The 16,988-nt window shown below is 64.8% G+C and carries 15 protein-coding genes; 9 read left to right on the top strand and 6 right to left on the bottom strand.

Annotated features, from left to right (window positions below; all coding sequences use genetic code 11):
• Positions 1-15: 15 nt before the first annotated feature.
• Genes CO731_RS24160 through CO731_RS24150 form a run of 3 tightly spaced genes read right to left on the bottom strand, consistent with a single transcriptional unit; the run spans position 16 to position 3,451 of the window.
• On the bottom strand, positions 16-1,131 hold the full coding sequence (locus CO731_RS24160) for a metallophosphoesterase (RefSeq protein ID WP_108609170.1): 1,116 nt from the start codon (positions 1,129-1,131) through the stop codon (positions 16-18).
• A 45-nt stretch (positions 1,132-1,176) separates the two neighbouring features.
• The gene (locus tag CO731_RS24155) at positions 1,177-2,484 is read right to left on the bottom strand and encodes an O-antigen ligase (protein ID WP_108609169.1); all 1,308 of its coding nucleotides are present in this window, start codon (positions 2,482-2,484) and stop codon (positions 1,177-1,179) included.
• Positions 2,453-3,451: a glycosyltransferase gene (locus CO731_RS24150; protein WP_108609168.1), complete on the bottom strand. Its 999-nt coding sequence runs from the start codon at positions 3,449-3,451 to the stop codon at positions 2,453-2,455. The genes CO731_RS24155 and CO731_RS24150 overlap by 32 nt, the downstream gene beginning before the upstream one ends.
• Positions 3,452-3,621: 170 nt before the next feature.
• Here CO731_RS24150 and CO731_RS24145 point away from each other — a divergent pair, with 170 nt between their 5' ends.
• The 3 genes from CO731_RS24145 to CO731_RS24135 are packed head-to-tail and all read left to right on the top strand — an operon-like array spanning position 3,622 to position 6,448.
• Positions 3,622-4,797, top strand: coding sequence for a glycosyltransferase family 4 protein (locus tag CO731_RS24145; RefSeq protein WP_108609167.1), 1,176 nt, complete (start codon positions 3,622-3,624; stop codon positions 4,795-4,797).
• The gene (locus CO731_RS24140) at positions 4,794-5,561 is read left to right on the top strand and encodes a WecB/TagA/CpsF family glycosyltransferase (RefSeq protein ID WP_108609166.1); all 768 of its coding nucleotides are present in this window, start codon (positions 4,794-4,796) and stop codon (positions 5,559-5,561) included. Before CO731_RS24145 ends, CO731_RS24140 begins: the two co-directional genes overlap by 4 nt.
• Positions 5,562-5,572: 11 nt before the next feature.
• Entirely contained in the window at positions 5,573-6,448 is an 876-nt protein-coding gene (locus CO731_RS24135) for a DUF6492 family protein (protein WP_245439508.1), read from the top strand.
• Between the two features lies 1 nt (position 6,449).
• Here the strand turns inward: CO731_RS24135 and CO731_RS24130 are convergent, their stop codons facing one another.
• Positions 6,450-7,745, bottom strand: a complete 1,296-nt coding sequence (locus tag CO731_RS24130) for a lipopolysaccharide biosynthesis protein (RefSeq protein ID WP_108609165.1) — start codon at positions 7,743-7,745, stop codon at positions 6,450-6,452.
• 162 nt (positions 7,746-7,907) lie between these two features.
• On the opposite strand from CO731_RS24130, the gene CO731_RS24125 reads away from it, so the two are divergent.
• The 6 genes from CO731_RS24125 to CO731_RS24100 all read left to right on the top strand — a co-directional run bounded on the left by CO731_RS24125 (position 7,908) and on the right by CO731_RS24100 (position 16,268).
• Positions 7,908-10,223, top strand: coding sequence for a GumC family protein (locus CO731_RS24125; RefSeq protein ID WP_108610032.1), 2,316 nt, complete (start codon positions 7,908-7,910; stop codon positions 10,221-10,223).
• Between the two features lie 112 nt (positions 10,224-10,335).
• The gene (folD, locus tag CO731_RS24120) at positions 10,336-11,232 is read left to right on the top strand and encodes a bifunctional methylenetetrahydrofolate dehydrogenase/methenyltetrahydrofolate cyclohydrolase FolD (RefSeq protein ID WP_108609164.1); all 897 of its coding nucleotides are present in this window, start codon (positions 10,336-10,338) and stop codon (positions 11,230-11,232) included.
• A 67-nt stretch (positions 11,233-11,299) separates the two neighbouring features.
• The gene (locus CO731_RS24115; RefSeq protein ID WP_108609163.1) at positions 11,300-12,262 is read left to right on the top strand and encodes a GlxA family transcriptional regulator; all 963 of its coding nucleotides are present in this window, start codon (positions 11,300-11,302) and stop codon (positions 12,260-12,262) included.
• A 76-nt stretch (positions 12,263-12,338) separates the two neighbouring features.
• Positions 12,339-13,988 (top strand): VWA domain-containing protein, encoded by a 1,650-nt coding sequence (locus tag CO731_RS24110; protein ID WP_108609162.1) that lies wholly within the window; start codon positions 12,339-12,341, stop codon positions 13,986-13,988.
• A 304-nt stretch (positions 13,989-14,292) separates the two neighbouring features.
• Positions 14,293-15,822 carry an ABC-F family ATP-binding cassette domain-containing protein gene (locus CO731_RS24105; RefSeq protein ID WP_108610031.1) on the top strand — a complete coding sequence of 510 codons (1,530 nt, stop codon included), beginning with the start codon at positions 14,293-14,295 and terminating at the stop codon, positions 15,820-15,822.
• A 95-nt stretch (positions 15,823-15,917) separates the two neighbouring features.
• Entirely contained in the window at positions 15,918-16,268 is a 351-nt protein-coding gene (locus CO731_RS24100) for an MliC family protein (RefSeq protein WP_108609161.1), read from the top strand.
• Between the two features lie 26 nt (positions 16,269-16,294).
• Here CO731_RS24100 and CO731_RS24095 read toward each other — a convergent pair whose 3' ends face one another.
• Together CO731_RS24095 and CO731_RS24090 are read right to left on the bottom strand one after the other, a co-directional pair.
• Positions 16,295-16,702, bottom strand: a complete 408-nt coding sequence (locus CO731_RS24095; RefSeq protein WP_108609160.1) for a type II toxin-antitoxin system VapC family toxin — start codon at positions 16,700-16,702, stop codon at positions 16,295-16,297.
• Entirely contained in the window at positions 16,699-16,953 is a 255-nt protein-coding gene (locus tag CO731_RS24090) for an AbrB/MazE/SpoVT family DNA-binding domain-containing protein (RefSeq protein ID WP_108609159.1), read from the bottom strand. The genes CO731_RS24095 and CO731_RS24090 overlap by 4 nt, the downstream gene beginning before the upstream one ends.
• Positions 16,954-16,988: the final 35 nt, after the last annotated feature.

Raw genomic sequence — 16,988 nt, 5'->3', positions numbered from 1 at the left:
GGCGGAAACGCCACTTCAGCGTGTGTCGTCCAGTCTCTTGCCGAAGGCGTTGGTGAAGGTGACGCTGCCGCGCGCCCCGGCTTCCCCCAGCACGACATCCATGAAGCCGTCGGTCACCCGGACGACCGCGAAGCCACCCATGAAACCGGCTTTCGGCTTGAAAAGGTCCAGCCCGTCGCGCCTGTAGATCATTGGCGTCTCATGCTGATGGCCATGGAAGACGGCGATCACGTTCGCTCCATTGATCGCATCCAGCAATGCGCGCCGGTCGTCATCGCTCCACCAGTGCGGCTTGCCGCTGCCGCTGTCGTCGAACTGGCGGGCGCCGGCGTCCCATCTTTCGATGGAGAACTGGTCCCAGCCATAGTGCTGGAACAGGATCACCGGCCTGCCGTCGCCGGCAAAGGTCTTGAGGTCCTGCTTCAACCAGTCGAGCGCGCTCGGCGCACCCTTGGCCGTGTCGCCGGCAAACCTGTGCGTCTGGACGAGATGCAGCCCGTCCCAGTCCCAGGAATAACAATCCGACGGCGCGTCATAGTTAGTGGCCGGTACCGGTGGCTTGAAGAATACGCTCGGCCGGTGGTTGATCTCGACATAGTCGCGTAGTTCGCGCCGGTACCAGTCGACATGCGGCGGCGGCCCATCCTGGTCGAGGTCGTGATTGCCGAGCCCGACATAGACCGGCACATGCACGCGGTCGGGGCCGTTTCCTTCCTGGTAGCGATGGCTGAACTGCAAGAGCTGGGTGCCCTCGTGCGGCAGCGTCACCTGCCCACCGCCGTCGTCGGTCATGTCGCCGCCGATGACCAGGCCGAGCGGACGGCCGATCCGTGTGCCGGCGCTGGCAAGGCCCGACGACACGCCACTGACTTCGCTGGGCCACTCCAGTTTTGCGACCTCGTTCAGGGCCGCGATGTGCCGGCGCAGGTTCTCGTCCGTCTTGCCTTCGGCCTGGCAGTTCGGACTGAGCCCGCTTGCCATGCGGCAGGCATGGATGTCGGCAGCAAACAGGAAGGTCGCGTCGGTCTTCGGCAAGGCGGCACTTCGCACCGGCAAGGTCCGCAGCAGCGGCAAGATACCGATGCCGAGCGACCCGGCGAGCAGCTGGCGTCTGGAAACTGCGGTGGCCATGGCGCCAGAATGTCGTGGGTGCCGGGCGGGATCAAGAGCTCAGGATCAGGCTTTGCGGATCATCACGCGCGACACCAGCCGCAGCCCCAGCACGCCGAAGACGAAGAACAGCCACACCGGGTCGGCGCGGCGGAAGAAGAAGCTTTCGAGGAAGGCGTTGAGCGCGGTGAACAGCACCACCATCATGAACATGTCCCCCAGGAAGACATTCTCCTTGGTCAGCGGAATGCGCATGTAGTCGCGCAGCGGTGCGATCAGGAAAGCATAGACCGCCGTGACGAGGGCAGGGATGCCCATCAGCACCGCGAGGTCGAGATAGCCGTTATGGCCGTGCACGATGGCGCGGATGTCCCAGTCCTGGTCGAAGGCGCGCTCGCTTTCGGTGAGCAGCGGTGTGCCCCAGAAGCTTTCGTAGCCGTAGCCGAACCAAGGGTGCTTGGCCAGCATCTCGCCGGCATAGGCCCACAGCGTGGTGCGGCCGGTATAGGTGAGGTCGGGGACGAGGTAGGCGGCAAGGTCCTTGAGCGGATCAATGAAGACGATGCCCAGCGTGGCGAGCGCGGTGCCGATGATGGCCATTGCAAACAGCACCGGCGCACCGAGCCGCATGCCGATCAGGCCCGGCAGGATGACCACCATGATCGACAGCGGCACCAGGCCGGCCGTGGTCTTGGAACCGGTATGGAACATGAAGAACATGGCGGCGGCGAACAAAATGGCGCCCGACCATTGCCAGCCGCGCCGGAAGAGGTAGATGCCGGCGAAGCTGTAACAGGCCATGACCGGGGCGGCGATGTTCTTGTGCGAGAACGCGCCGCGCCACAGCCCGGCATGCTGGGGCTCGACGCCGTCGGCGCCGTGGATCGCCACGCCCGGGTTGAGCACCACGCCGGCATAGCAGAGCCCGACGACGACCAGTCCCGATACGGTGAGCACCGTCGAATAGGCATCGGCGTTGCGCGGCAGCGCCAGCACGGTCGCCATGGCCAGGATGCCGATCAGGGTGAAGGACGCAGCACGGAACGCAGATCCGGGATCGGTGGCGGTCACCACCGAAATCATGAAGAAGCAGAGCAGGATCGCCCAGGGCATGCTTGCCAGGGCACGCAGCCGGTCGGGAGCGGCCAATGTCAGCAGGGCGAAGATCGACAGTCCGCCGAGCGAGCCAAAGCCAAGCTGGTTGACGATGTCGCCGCCGCCGGCGACATCGGCGCCTGCCGGCTGGAACGGGCGGAACGAGACGATCACCACGGTCAGCAAAACCGTCGCGATGGCGGTGGCGACGCCCGAGCGGGTGAACGCCGCCGACAGCGGCGCCGCCTCAGTTCTTCTCAGGCTGCCGATATTGCTCATTGGCATAACCGAAATCGGCGAGCACGCGGCCCAGCGCCACATGGATCGGATAGGCGGCGACCGACGGCGAGCCGGTCCAGATCAGCCGCAACAGCGCGCGCAGGGGCGAGAAGATCAGCAGCGTCAGGCTCTTCAGGAACACCCGCGTATTGGCTAGCGGCGCCCCGGAATATCGCTTCTTGGCGACCAGCGTCGAGATGACGCCGTTGCGCAGGCCGCGCGCCCGGATCCAGTCGGCCTCGACGCGTCGCGCCGGCACGTTCTCGAACAGCTTGGCCTCGGCACACCAGGCGAGCCTGAAGCCCCGCCGCGCGGCCCGGCTGAGGAAATCCGAATCGCCGCCGCCCATGAAGTTGAAGCGCAAATCGAGGAACGGAGGACCCATCGCCAGCAGCACGTTGCGGGTGAGGAGCAGATTGCCAGAGGAAAACAGCGCCCGGACGGGTCCGGTGGTGGAGTAGGGCGGCGCAAACACCGGGTGCGTTGCCCATGCCTGGTGAGCCGGGTCGGCAAACACCGGAAGCTGCGGCCCGCCGACGATGTCGGCGTCGAGGCGCAACTGCGCGCTGCATATCGTTTCCAGCCACAAGGGGTCGGCCAGTTCGTCGTCGTCGATCACCAGCAGTTGGGTGAAATTCGGAAAGTGCAGAAGTGCGGTGTGCCAGCCGGCATTGTAGGCGCTGCAATTGCCACGTTCGTGGGCGATGATCACCATGCCGGCCATCTTGCCGCTCTCAAACAGCGGCAGTGCCGCGTTCAAGCCCTCGCGGCCCTCGTCGTCATTCTCCATGACGATGATCGCAAAGCGGCGCGCCGTCTGTTGCCTGGCGAGCGAATCGAGCGTTGCCAGCAATTGCTGCGGCCTGCGGAAGGTCGGCAGCGTCACAACCACGTCCACGACGTCATTGGCCAGCGCAGGCGACTGGCCGGCGATGGTCACGGACTTAAGGGGTGGCAGGACGGTCATGGAAAAACGCCGATTCTTACGATGTCCTTGCCTAGCATCGGCACGATAACGGTGAGTTAAATAATGGCGCCTCGGAGGCTTCCCGCCAGTTGCGTTTGCACAACAACGGCCAGATTGCTTAATGAAGACTTCACCGCAGCCTGTTAGCCGTGGGTCAGGAATCTGTTGTGATGCATCTGCTGTTTGCTACATCGATCGTGCCCGACGGAGCACTTTCCTCGGGCTACGAGATCGCCAACCAGGCGATCATCGACGCGTTGCGCCGCAACGGCGTGCGCGTGACCGTGCTTGGTTTCGGCTGGCCGGGCAAGGCACCGTCCGATCCGGAAAATACCGTCCTGCTCGGTTCGCTCGACGTCCGCACCGACACTGCACCCTTGCCGCGCAAGCTTGCATGGCTGGCGAGCGCTGTTGCCTCCGGCCTCACATTCGCGTCAGCCAAGCTGCGCGTGGTCTCGGAGCAAGCGGTGCGCGATGCGATCCAGGCTGCAGGGCCGTTCGACGGCTATGTCCTCAATTCCGTTCAAATGGCGGCGGCTTTCGAAAAAGCCTTTCAGGACAAGCCGTCGATCTTCGTGGCGCACAATGTCGAGTTCCGCTCGGCGGCGGAGAATTCGCTGGCCGCCAAGGGCGCCTTCCAGCGCACCCTGTTCCGCCGCGAGGCGAGGCTTCTCGAGGTCATCGAGAAGCGGTTGTGCCGCAATGCGCGCTTCGTCTTCACGCTGGCCGAAGAGGACCGGGCCGAACTCGGCGTCGCCTCCGACAAACGCTCGGTGGCGCTGCCGTTGGTCACCCGTTCCGAACTTCCGTCCGCACCCGGCACGCGCCGAATTGATTGCGACGCAGCTCTCATCGGCACCTGGACCTGGGAGCCAAACCGCATCGGCCTCGACTGGTTCCTGGGCAAGGTGGTGCCGCATCTGCGCCCGGATTTCCGCATCCACATTGCCGGCAGCGTTCCGGCCGGCGTGTCTTCGCTGCATCCGGGCGTCAAGTTCGTTGGCCGCGTGCCCGATGCCCAGGCCTTTGTGCGCAGTGCCGCCGTCATCCCGCTGGTCAGCACCTCAGGCAGCGGCGTCCAGCTCAAAACCATCGAGACCTTTGAACTCGGCCTGCCGTCGGTGGCGACGGCGCATTCGTTGCGCGGCATTGCCCACAAGCCTCGGAACTGCATCATGACTGATGATCCCGCAGCCTTCGCCAGGGCGCTCGAACAAACTGTCGATCAGCGCGTGGCCGACGTCGACGGCACCGACTTCCACCGTCGCCAGATCGCGGCCCTGGATCGTGCGGTTGCGCTCGGTCTCGCCAGGCTTGGTGCCGGCACGCGCGAGGTTGTCGCTTGAGCCTGACGATCTCCAACCCGGCCGCAACGTTCCGGCGCATCCTCGGGATTCGAGTTGCCAGCCTGGGGCGCGAAGAGGCGGTCTCGCTGTTGTCCGGTTTCATCCGGGAAAAGACCTTCACCAAGGTCGGGTTCCTCAATGCCCACAACGCCAACGTGGCCTGTTCCAACAAGGAATTTGCTGTCGCACTGGACGATTTCCTGGTCTTGGCCGACGGCATCGGCGTCGATATTGCCGCGCGCTGGCTTTACGGGGCACCGTTTCCGGCCAATCTCAACGGCACCGATTTCGTGCCGGCCCTGCTCCTGGCGGCCGACAAACCGCTGACGGTCGGCCTGCTCGGTGCTACGCGCGAAAATGCCGAACGGGCAGCCCAGCGCCTGGGCGAGATTGCGCCGCAGCACCGGTTTGTGGTCGTCCACGACGGCTTCTTCACCGCACAGGAAGAGCCCGCGGTCATCGCCTCTCTGGCCGCATTGCGGCCGGACATATTGCTCGTCGCCATGGGCGTGCCGCGCCAGGAATTCTGGATCGCACGCAACCTGGGACCGGAGCACTGCACCTTGCCGATCGCCGTCGGAGCGCTGCTCGACTTCCTCAGCGGTTCGGTGCCCCGCGCGCCGGAATGGATGCGCCGGCTACGCCTCGAATGGCTGTTCCGGCTGGTCATAGAGCCTGGGCGGCTGTGGCGGCGCTATATCGTCGGCAATCCGCTTTTCCTCTTGCGCGTGCTGCGCCAAAAGCTGGCCGGGGATCGCTATTGAACGTGAGCAGCATGCCTGCTGTTGCCGATGCGGCGCTGGTGACGGCCAGCTACGCTGCCGATTTCGAGCGCTGCCGCCTGTTGTGCGAGACCGTCGACCGCCATGTCACTGGTGCGTCGCACCACTATCTGCTGGTCGAGCATCGCGATGTGGCGCTGTTCCGCCAACTGGAGAGCAGACAGCGTACCGTCATAGACGAGCGCGACCTGCTGCCGTCCTGGCTGCGTGACCTGCCGGACCCGACAAGCCTGTTCAAGCGCCGTATCTGGCTGAGCCTCAAGGCGCCGCCGCTGCGTGGCTGGCATGTGCAGCAACTGCGCCGCATCGCTATCGCCGAGCGGATCGAGCAGCAAACGCTCGTCTACGTCGATTCCGACGTCGCTTTCCTCAGGCCGTTCGACTGCGCCCGGTTCTGGCACGACGGCAAGTTGCGGCTGTTCATCCGCGAAAACGCCTTGCTTCGCCCCGGTCACGAAAATCACCATGTCTGGTCGCGCAACGCCGCCGCCGTGCTTGGGATCGAGGCGCCGGAGGTCTCGCCGCACGACTACATTTCGACCCTGATCGCCTGGCGCCGTTCAAGCGTGCGCGACATGCTTGCCCGCATCGAGCAGGTGAGCGGCCGGCACTGGGTCGAGGCGGTGTGCGCGCGGCGCAGATTTTCCGAATGCATGATCTACGGCCGCTTCGTCGACGAAGTCGCCGGCGGGGCTGGGCATTTCCACGGCTCGGAGGAATTCTGCCGCGTCCATTGGACCGGCACGCCGCTGTCGGATGCGCAGTTCGAGGCATTCGTCTCCGAGATGTCGCCGGAGCAGGTGGCGATCGGCATGCAATCCTTCATCGGCACCGATCTAGGCCGTATCAGGAAGCTTGTCGGCGCCTGACCTAGATCGCCTTGGCGGGCCGGCGCAGTGCCGTATAGGTCACCGCTGCCGACGCAAGATAGAGCAGCGCGAACATCCCGTTGAGCGACCACACCAAGGTTTCCGTGTCGGCGACCTGAATCAGCAGGGTCGACAGCAATGCGGCCTTGAGGCCGGCGAGCAAGGCCAGATTGCAGGCGCGGATCAGCGTCTGCCCGCGCGCGAACAGCAGCTCGGCGTGATATTCGACGAGGTTGCGCAAGGCCGGCACGAACAGGGCCAGGCCGACGAGCGGTGCGGCCTCGGAAACATTCCGTCCGAGGAAATTGGGATAGAAATGCAGCACCACGGCAAGGAACAGCAGCGCCGAGGTCGAGACGAGCAGGATTCCGGCTTCGATGCCGAGCTTGACCTTGAGCCGCTCCAGCATCTGCGGCGCGCGCATCATGCGTTGCACCAGCATCATCGAGAATGTCCGGATCGGGATGGCGGTGAGGTCGACCAGCCGCATGACGATGGCATAGATGCCGGCGAGGTGCGGCCCGCCCATGGCCAGGACCAGAAGCTTGTCGAACTCCATCTGGAGATAGAACAGCACTTCCGCGCCGGCGACATAGATCGAGTCTGAAAGCCGGCGCCAATATAGATCTGGCGTCAGCCGGAGCCTCTGGCGCGGGTAGAAGACGCCGAAGGCAATGGCAAGCGAAACGACATTGCAGGCGACGTAGAACCAGGCCCAGGCTTCGATCGTGGATGTCGGCCAGAAGATGAACAGCACAGCGGCGGCAGATTTGATCGCCGAAGTCAGGATAGCCAGCACTGCGGCGCGGCCGAAGCGGCCGAGGCCGTTGTTGACGATCATCGCCACCTCGACCGGTCGCCACAGCAGCGCCTCGGCGAAGATGACGGTGGCAAAGATGCCAGCCGACAACGTGCTCGAAAAGAACAGGAGCCAGGTCAGCGCCGAGGCAGCGGCGAGCACCGGCAGCGACAGCAGCGACAGCATCAGGAAGCCGGCGGTATAGCTTCCGATCAGCCGCGGTCTGATCGTGGCGGTGCGGTAGAGCGCCGAGATGAAACCGAAGGCGAGCGTGCGCGACAACATCACGCCGGCAGCAGACGCCGTGGCAAACAGGCCGAAATCGGCGATGGACAACGTGTTGGCCAGTGCCACGAAATAGATCAGCGAGAACACCAGCCGGCCCGCCGAACCGCTGACCGCCGAGAAGTAGTCGCGCAGCATTGCGCGCCGTTCCAACAGGAAACTGCCGATACGTTCGCGCAGCGGCATGCGCGGTATGTCGTTGGCCTGGGTCATGATCCGGCTGCAGGATAGGACGCAAAGCTTAATGTGCCGTTTTGCAAGAGCGGCAGGGAAGCGTTGAAGTGACAAAATTAACCTTTTGTTTCCCATGCCTGTTTAGCTTGGGTTAAGAACCGGACGCCTGATCCGTCCCAGTGCATGGAAGCAACCCAAGACATGGCCGATTCTGGGAACCGCGAGGATGGCAGGCGCAAGGGATCGCTGCTCGCGCTCGCCCAGGACGACGCGGCTCCGAAGCGGCAAGGCGCTTCGCTGCTGTCATTAGGCACGGACGAGCATCCCGAGCCGGATGCGCAGGATGCGGCCACGCGCCATCGCATGGCTCGTATTCGCCGCGAGGCGGAGATAGCCGCGCGCAGCTCCGAGGCAGAGCGGGCCACCGAAATGGCGGCGGACACGCACACGCGAACTGACTCTGTAGTTCAAGCTGCCGACGATCCGCACAAGCCGGCCCAGTCTTCGCTGATCGGCGGCTGGCGCGAAAGGCTGGTGGGGCCGTCCCAGCCGACCGTTGCGCCGGCAGTCGTCAGCACGCCAGCTCAGCCGCAAGCGGTCCAGTCGTTCGACGAACAGGACGACCCGGACGATGTGCGCTGGAAACCTTTGATCGACCCGATGAAGGTCATCGGCGGCATTGGCCGCTCCAAGCTGTTGATTGCTTCGACCACGCTTCTCGGCGCGCTTGCGGGCGTGGCGATCGCCCTTTCCATGCCGAAGATGTATCAGGCCTGGACCGAGATGATCGTCGATCCGCGCAACCTGAAGCTCACGGACCGGGAACTGACCGAGGGCGGCCTGTCGTCGGAGGCGACGCTGGCCATCGTCGAGAACCAGGTGCGGGTGCTGACATCGGGCACAGTCCTGACCAAGGTGGTCGACAAGCTCAATCTTGACGAAGATCCGGAATTCAACGGCACGGCCGGCAGCGGCCTCGATGTTCGTTCCTTCGTCCGTTCGCTGATCTCGCCTGACGACAAGGCGACAGGCGCTGTCGATAACAGGCACGCGCTGGCGACGACCCATCTCGCCGAGGCATTGACCGTCGAGCGTGGCGGCAAGACTTTCGTCATCTCGGTGGGTGCCAAGACCGAGAGCGCGGAAAAGTCGGCGCTCATCGCCAACACCATGACCGAGGTCTTCATGCAGACCTACGGCGAGCTGCAGTCCGGCAGTGCGGGCCGTGCGACCGACGAACTCAATGCCCGGCTCGACGAGATGCGCAAGTCCGTCGAAGCCGCCGAGCGCAAGGTCGAGACCTTCAAGGCCGAAAACGAACTCATCGATCCGCAGGGGCGGCTGATTACCGACGACGAGATCCAGCGCGTCAACGACCAGTTGACCGCTGCGCGCTCGCGGACCCTGGAGCTGAATGCGCGGGCCGCCTCGACCCGCAGCCTCGGCGTCGATTCGGTGCTGAGCGGCACCTTGCCCGAGGCGATCAATTCGCCGGCGATCACCGAGCTGCGCGCGCAATATGCAGCCCTCACCCAGGAGGCCGACCGGGCAGCGGTCAGGCTCGGCCCGCGTCACCCCGAGCGTCTCGCCGTCGAGGCCCAGCTGAGCGGCGCCCGCGAACGCATCGCGACCGAATTGCGCCGGGTCGCGGCCTCCATCCAGGTCGAGCTCAAGCGGGCCGTGCAGCTAGAGCAGGAACTCGCCGCCCGGCTTGCCCAGCTCAAGGTGCGTCAGGGCGAAGTCGCTGACGAACTTGTCACGCTGCGCGAGCTCGAACGCGACGTCACCGCCAAGCGCGCAGTCTATGAACAGTACCTGCTTCGCGCGCGCGAGACCGGTGAGCAGAAGGATATCAACTCGGCCAATGTCAGCGTCATTTCGGTTGCCTCGCCGCCGTTGGAATCGACAGGGCCGTCGCGCGCCATGATCTCTCTGGCGGGCATGCTGGCCGGCTTCGCCGTTGGCGTCGGCCTCGGCGGCCTGCGCGGGGCGCTCGAAAGCCTGCGCGACACCGCCAATCGGCGCGCTCGGGCTCGGCCCACGCCGCGCCGCGCCGCGCCTGTGGAGGACAATGAGGCCCCCCGGCCGGACGACCGCGCAGACGCGCCTTCGCCAAGGCTGGATGCGGAACCAGCGCCGCTGTCGGAACCCCAGGTTGCGGAGCCGTCCCCTGCCACTGCGGCCGCGCCTGCCTCGCCGTCGTTGCCCGCCGAGACGGCGCCGCAGGCAGCCGACGGTGGCTTCCCGCAGCCCTATCCGCCTTACGCGCAGCCTGGCTATGGTCCTCCGCCTCCGGGTTACGCGACACCCTATGCGTATCCGCCGGCTTCCTCCGGATATCATCCCTGGCCGCCCATGCCGCCACAGGTTCTATCAGCGCCTGAGCCCGCGAGCGCCATGCCGCAAGCCGAGGCCCCGTTGCCGCGCAACCAGATCGACGAGATCAGCGAAAGCCTGCGCGAGGTCCGCAAGGAGCTAAACCAGTTGCGCGAGCGCCGTTCGCGCCGCTACTTCTGAATATTCCGCACTGCGGTTTCGAGTTTACGGCACCGGACGCCGCAATGGCGGGGTTGCGGGTCGAAATTTTGATGACAATGCCGCGCCAGCAGTGCCTGCATAGGGAGTGAACATGGCTGAGATCATTGACGGAAAGATTGTCGCGGCAGAGGTCGTCGAAGGCGTCAAGAAATCAGCGGCGGCGCTTGCCGCGCATGGCGTGAAACCTGGCCTGGCGGTGGTCATTGTCGGCGAGGATCCGGCAAGCCAGGTCTATGTCGCCAACAAATCGCGTACCGCCAAGGAGTGCGGCTTCCTGTCGGTCCAGCACACGCTCGCCGCCGAAACGTCCGAAGCCGATGTGGTCGCGCTGGTCGAAAAGCTGAATGTCGATCCTTCGATCCACGGCATCCTCGTTCAGCTGCCGCTGCCGGCCCATATCGACGCCGGCAAGATCATCCAGACCATTGCGCCCGACAAGGATGTCGACGGCTTCCATTTCATCAATGTCGGCAAGCTTGCCACCGGCGAGGTCGACACTGCGCTCGTGCCGTGCACGCCGTTTGGCTCGATGCTGCTGATCGAGCGCAAGCACGGCAAGGATCTTTCGGGCCTCAGCGCCGTCGTCGTCGGCCGCTCCAATATCGTCGGCAAGCCGATGGCCCATCTTCTGCTCGCGGCCAACGCCACCGTCACCATCGCCCACAGCCGCACCAAGGACTTGCCGGCGCTCTGCCGCACGGCAGACATCCTGGTTGCAGCCGTCGGCAGGCCGGAGATGGTCAAGGGCGATTGGGTCAAGCCGGGCGCCACCGTCATCGATGTCGGCATCAATCGCATACCGGCGCCCGACAAGGGCGAGGGCAAGTCGCGCCTCGTCGGCGACGTCGAGTTCGCTTCCGCGGCAAAGGTTGCCGGCGCCATAACGCCGGTGCCGGGCGGCGTCGGCCCGATGACCATTGCCATGCTGATGGCCAACACGCTGGTGTCGGCCCATCGCCACGCCGGCCTCGAATACAAGGGCCTTTGAAAATGCGGGCGGCGTTGTTGATCGCGGCGCCGCTTCCAAGTCGGCGTAATCTGTAGGCCTGGCCGTCATGTCAGAACCTCATCCCGAAGGCCGCCAGTTCGCTTTCCTGCTCGTCGACAAGTTCTCGATGTTCTCGCTGGTTGCCGCGATCGACACATGTCGCACGGCCAACCGCCTGCTCGGCCGCGACGTCTATGGCTGGACAACGGTTTCGGCCGATGGCGAAGCGGTCATCGCTTCCAACGGCCTGCCGCTCAAGGTCGATTATTCCGTCGCCGACGTCCCGGCGGTCGAGATCATGTTCGTCTGCGTCGGCGTCTCCACCGAATTCCCCGGCAAGAGCAAGGTGCTCGGCGCGCTTCGTTCATGGGGTCGCCGCGGCGCGGCACTGGGTGCGCTATCGGTCGGATCCTACCTTCTCGCCGAGGCCGGCCAGCTCGACGGCTACCGCTGCACCATCCACTGGGAAAACCGCGCCGGCTTCATGGAGAAGTTTCCCGATATCGAATGCACCAACAACGTCTTCGAGATCGACCGCAAGCGCTACACCTGTGCCGGCGTCACCACCTCGATCGACCTGATGCTCGAGATTATCAAGCGCGATTTCGGCGCCAACCTTGCCAACGAGGTCGCCAACCAGTTCCAGCACGAGCGCATCCGCAATGCCGGCGACCGTCAGCGGGTCGGCCCCGAACGCGACCTCACCGGCAAGTCGGACAAGCTCAAGCGCATCGTCGAGCTGATGGCCGACAATCTCGACGAACCCTTGTCGGCGGTGCAGCTTGCCAAGACGGCGGGCCTGTCGGTTCGCCAGGTCGAGCGCCTGTTCCTGCGCCATCTCAATGTGACGCCCGGCCGCTATTACATGCGGCTCCGGCTCGAGCGTGCCCGCGAGCTGCTGCGCCAGACCAACATGCCGATCCTCGACGTGGCGATCGCCACCGGCTTCACCTCGCATTCCTATTTCGCCCAGAGCTACCGGCTGCAGTTCGGCCGCCCGCCGAGCGAAGAGCGCCGGACCACCTATTGAGCGCTGCCAGGGTTGTCAGCGGCATGCCCCAAGTTTAGCTTCCTCGAACAAACGGTCTGAATCGGCGAGGGGCAGCATGAAGGCGTTCACACGAGGCATCCTGACGTCTGTCCTCATGCTGGCGGGAGTGGCGGGCGCGAGTGCCGCCGACCGTGCCATCATCGTGCTCGACGCCTCGGGTTCGATGTGGGGCCAGATCGACGGCAAGCCTAAGCTGGAGATCGCCCGCCAGGCGCTCCGTTCGGTGCTCACCACCATCCCCGCCGACACCGAACTTGGCCTGATGGCCTATGGCCATCGCGAAAAGGGCAGCTGTTCGGACATTGAGCTGGTGGTGCCGCCGGCGTCGGGCTCGGCAAGCGCCATCACCGCCGCCGCCGACAGTATGAAGTTCCTTGGCAAGACGCCGCTTTCTGCCGCGGTCAAGCAGGCTGCCGAAGACCTCAGATACACCGAGGACAAGGCAACCGTCATTCTCATCACCGATGGGCTGGAGACCTGCAACGCCGACCCTTGCGCACTGGGCAAGGAGCTTGAGCAGTCGGGAGTCGATTTCACCGCCCATGTCGTCGGCTTCGGCCTGACGGCGGAGGAGGGCAGGCAGGTCGCCTGCCTCGCCGAAAACACTGGTGGCAAGTACATCCAGGCGACTGACGCCAAGGGCCTGGAAGACGCCCTGGTGCAGACAGTTGCCGCGCCTGCGCCGGCCCCTGAACCCGCGCCTGCGCCTGAACCGGCCAAGCCCGAATTCAACTTCGTGCCCGAACTGGCGCTGGCCGAGGGCGGAGCGCCGCTGAAGGATGCGGGCAACGCCTGGGAAATCTACAAGGCCAACGCCGACGGCACCAAGGGCGAACGTATCACCACCGAGTACAGCAACTACAAGGGATCGCTGGAAGCCGGCGACTACGTCATCCGCGCGACGCTCGGCGAGGCGGCGGTCGAGCAGCCGCTGGAGGTGGAGGCCGGCCAGGCCTACAAGCCGCTCTTTGTGCTCAACGCCGGCACGCTGATCGTCAGACCCCGCCCCAGCGACGGTGGCGACATCAACACCGGTGCGGCCGTCGTCCTCGACTTCCCCGGTGGCGACCACCCGGCGACCTACTACGGCGAGACCAAGGTGGTGCTGCCGGCCGGCGAGACCAAGGTCAAGGTCACCATCGGCCAGGGCGAGGCCAATGAGACGATCCAGCTCGCCGCCGGCCAGACCGTCGAGAAGGACATCGTCGCAGGCGTCGGCCGCGTGGTGGTCAATGCGCTTTATGCCCAGGGCGGCGACAAGGTCGACGCCGGTGGCCTCGATGTCAGAATCTACAAGGCGAAGAAGAAGATCGACGGCACGCGCGATCAAGTCACCTATGGCTACGGGCCGGACAACAAGTTCGACCTGCCGGCCGGCGACTATGTCGCCGTTGCACGCATGGACCAGGCCGAGGCCGAGCAGCCCTTCAACGTTCGTGTCGGCGAGGCGGGCGACGTGACCGCCGTGCTCCGCGCCGGCGTGCTGGCGATCGAGGCTCCGGGTGCCAAGGAGATCCGGGTCTACGCGGCCAAGAAGGACATCCAGGGCAACCGCAAGGATTTTGGCTACGCCTACGACCAGAAGCACCAGGCCACGCTGCCTGAGGGCGATTATGTCGTCGAGGCCGACCTGGGCGATGCCGGCAAGAAGGAAGGTTCTGCCAGCGTCAAGGCGGGCGAGCGCACCGAGCTCACCGTGCAGTAGCATTGTCTCGCGCCGCTATTGCAGCTATGAAAGCGGCGCAACTCGAACGACAAAGGAGGGCTGCGTGATCGAGCATTTCTATCTCCACCGCCAGCGCGGCCCTGTCCACGCCCTGCAAATGCGTTTGCAGGGCTGACCTCGGACGACGCGCCAAAGCGCAACTCTCTCCCGGTCTGCCCTCAGTGGTGATGCGGCATCGAGCCTTGTGTTCGATCGCATCTGGACAACTCACCGGACTTGGCTCCCCAAAAGCATCTCGTAAGATCGGATGCGGGCGAAGGTCCGGACAGACCAGAGAACGAACATGGCTTTGATCAATCTGAGGTCGCTTGGCGTAACGCTCGGTGCTCCGCTCTTTTCCAATCTCAACCTTTCCATCGAACCGGGCGACCGGCTCGGCATCGTCGCTGCCAACGGCCGCGGCAAGTCCACGCTGCTGCGCTCGATCACAGGCGCTTTCGAACCGACGGCAGGCGATATCACCCGGGCGCGCGGTTTGCGCGTCGGCCATGTCGAGCAGGACGTGCCGGCCAGCCTGCGCGATGTGGCCTTCTTCGCGGCGGTGCTGCAGGCGCTGCCGGCCGATCAGGCCGAAAGCGAAAGCTGGCGCGTCGACATCGTGCTCGATGAACTCGATGTGCCTGAGGAGATGCGCCAGCGCCCGTTGTCGCAACTGAGCGGTGGCTGGCAGCGGCTGGCCATGCTCGCCCGCGTCTGGGTGACCGAACCCGACATGCTGCTGCTGGATGAGCCGACCAATCACTTGGACCTCGCGCGCATAGCCCAGCTCGAAAACTGGCTGAATGCGCTGCCGCGCGATGTGCCGGTGGTGATCTGCAGCCACGACCGCGCCTTCCTCGACGCCGTGACCAACCGGACGCTGTTCCTGCGCCCGGAAAACTCGCAAGTGTTCTCGCTGCCTTATTCCAGGGCGCGCGAAGCGCTCGACGAGATCGACGCGTCGGATGCACGCCGTTTCGAGAAGGACATGAAGACGGCGCAGCAACTGCGCCGACAAGCCGCCAAGCTTAACAATATCGGCATCAACTCGGGCAGCGATCTGCTGGTGGTGAAGACCAAGCAGCTGAAGGAGCGGGCGGACAAGCTGGAGGACGCCGCACGCCCCGCCCATCTGGAGCGATCGGCCGGCGCGATAAAGCTCGCCAATCGCGGCACGCATGCCAAGGTGCTGGTAACGCTCGACGATGCGCCTGTCACCACGCCCGACGGCACGGTTCTGTTTAAGACTGGCAGGCTGTGGATCCGCCAGGGCGACCGCGTCGTACTGCTCGGCCGCAACGGCACCGGCAAGACGCGGCTGGTCAATATGCTGAGGCGCGCCATCGCCCAGCCGGACGTCGCGGTGGACGGCATCAAGGCGACGCCTTCGCTGGTGCTGGGCTACGGCGACCAGGGCCTGTCCGATCTCAGGGACAGCGATGCGCCACTGGCCGTCCTGACGCGGCGCTTCGAACTCGGCGAGCAGCGCGCCCGCACCTTGCTGGCTGGCGCAGGCATGACTGTCGAGATGCAGGCCAATCCGATCGGTCGCCTATCCGGCGGCCAGAAGGCGCGGCTCGGCATGCTGGTGCTGAGGCTCACCAATCCGAACTTCTACCTGCTCGACGAGCCGACCAACCACCTCGACATTGACGGGCAGGAGGCATTGGAGGACGAACTGCTCAAGCACGAGGCGAGCTGCCTGCTGGTGTCGCACGACCGCAGCTTCGTCCGCGCCGTCGGCAACCGTTTCTGGCAGATCGAGAAGAAGCGCCTGGTCGAAGTCGAGAGCCCGGAAGGCTTCTTCGCCGACGTGGCAAAGAACGGCGCTTAGCCTTCGGTGCGAGAAAGGCCTGTTGGAGCTTTGGCTTCGGCAGGCCTTTTCGCCGTGCTATCGTTCCCGCAAAAGCGAAGGCAACGGAGGTCGAAATGCGTTTGTTCCTGGCGGTACTCGTGCTGACATCAGTCGCAGATACGGCCTCGGCAACCACCGTCACTTTCGAGTTGCCCGGCGATGCTGCGGTCGACCGACAGACGGCCAGCTACAAGTGTGGCGACCGCGACGTGAAGGCTGAGTACATCAATGCCGGCAGCAACTCCCTCGCTGTACTCACGATGGGCGACGAGATCGTCGTGGCTGTCACGGTCCTGAGCGGCAGCGGCGCCAAATACGCTGGCCAGCAATATGTCTGGTGGACCAAGGGTAATGGCGCCGACCTCTACGACCTGACCAAGGGCGAGGACGCCCCGCCGGTCTTCTCCTGCACGGCGGAGAAGTAGCGCTGAAGGTTCGGGGCGCTGCAGAGCTATTCCGCCCGGCTTTTGAGCAGGGTCACCGGCTTGCCTTCGGCGGCCAACAGCCGAGCGGCTTTCCTGTCGAATGTCGCGAACTGCTCGGCGCCAGCTTTGTAGCCCTCGTAGGCCATGGCTGCCTCCGCGAAGTCACCGCCAGCCCGCAAGTGAGCAAGGCCGGCAGCCACTGCGGCGTGATCGACGACGACATGCCGTGAACTAAGCGTGTCTTCGATCCCTCGCGCTATCGCTTTTCGCTCTATCCCGAGGCTGCTGAGAACCCAGACCAGCTCGCAGAGGGTGACCAGGGGGATGACGATTAGGTCCGCTTCCGCGAGCAAGGCCTGGGCGACCTCGGCTTGGCCAGGGTCGTCCGCCAGCATCGCGCGAGCGAGAACATTGGTATCGACAGCGACCTTCACCGCTTGCCGGCCCAGGCGTCTGCTATGACCTTGTTCATGTCCTCAACGGAAACCGGTGCGCGGCCGGGATCATGAAAGATGCCAAATATGGCTTCGATCCCGTGTCGTTCGTGCGGCGCTGCCTTGAGCACGACGTTGCCGTCAGGGGCCAGATCCAAAAGGATCTTGTCGCCTGGTTTGACACCGAGGTGCCTCAGCACCTCTTTCTTCACCGTGATCTGGCCCTTCGACGTTACCGTCAGCGTTTGCATGGCATGGCTCCTGATCCCAGAAAGTAAGGCAGAAC

Source organism: Aminobacter sp. MSH1 (genome assembly GCF_003071665.1).
In the GTDB taxonomy this organism is placed as follows: domain Bacteria; phylum Pseudomonadota; class Alphaproteobacteria; order Rhizobiales; family Rhizobiaceae; genus Aminobacter; species Aminobacter niigataensis.
This window is presented reverse-complemented; position numbering and strand designations above follow the sequence as displayed.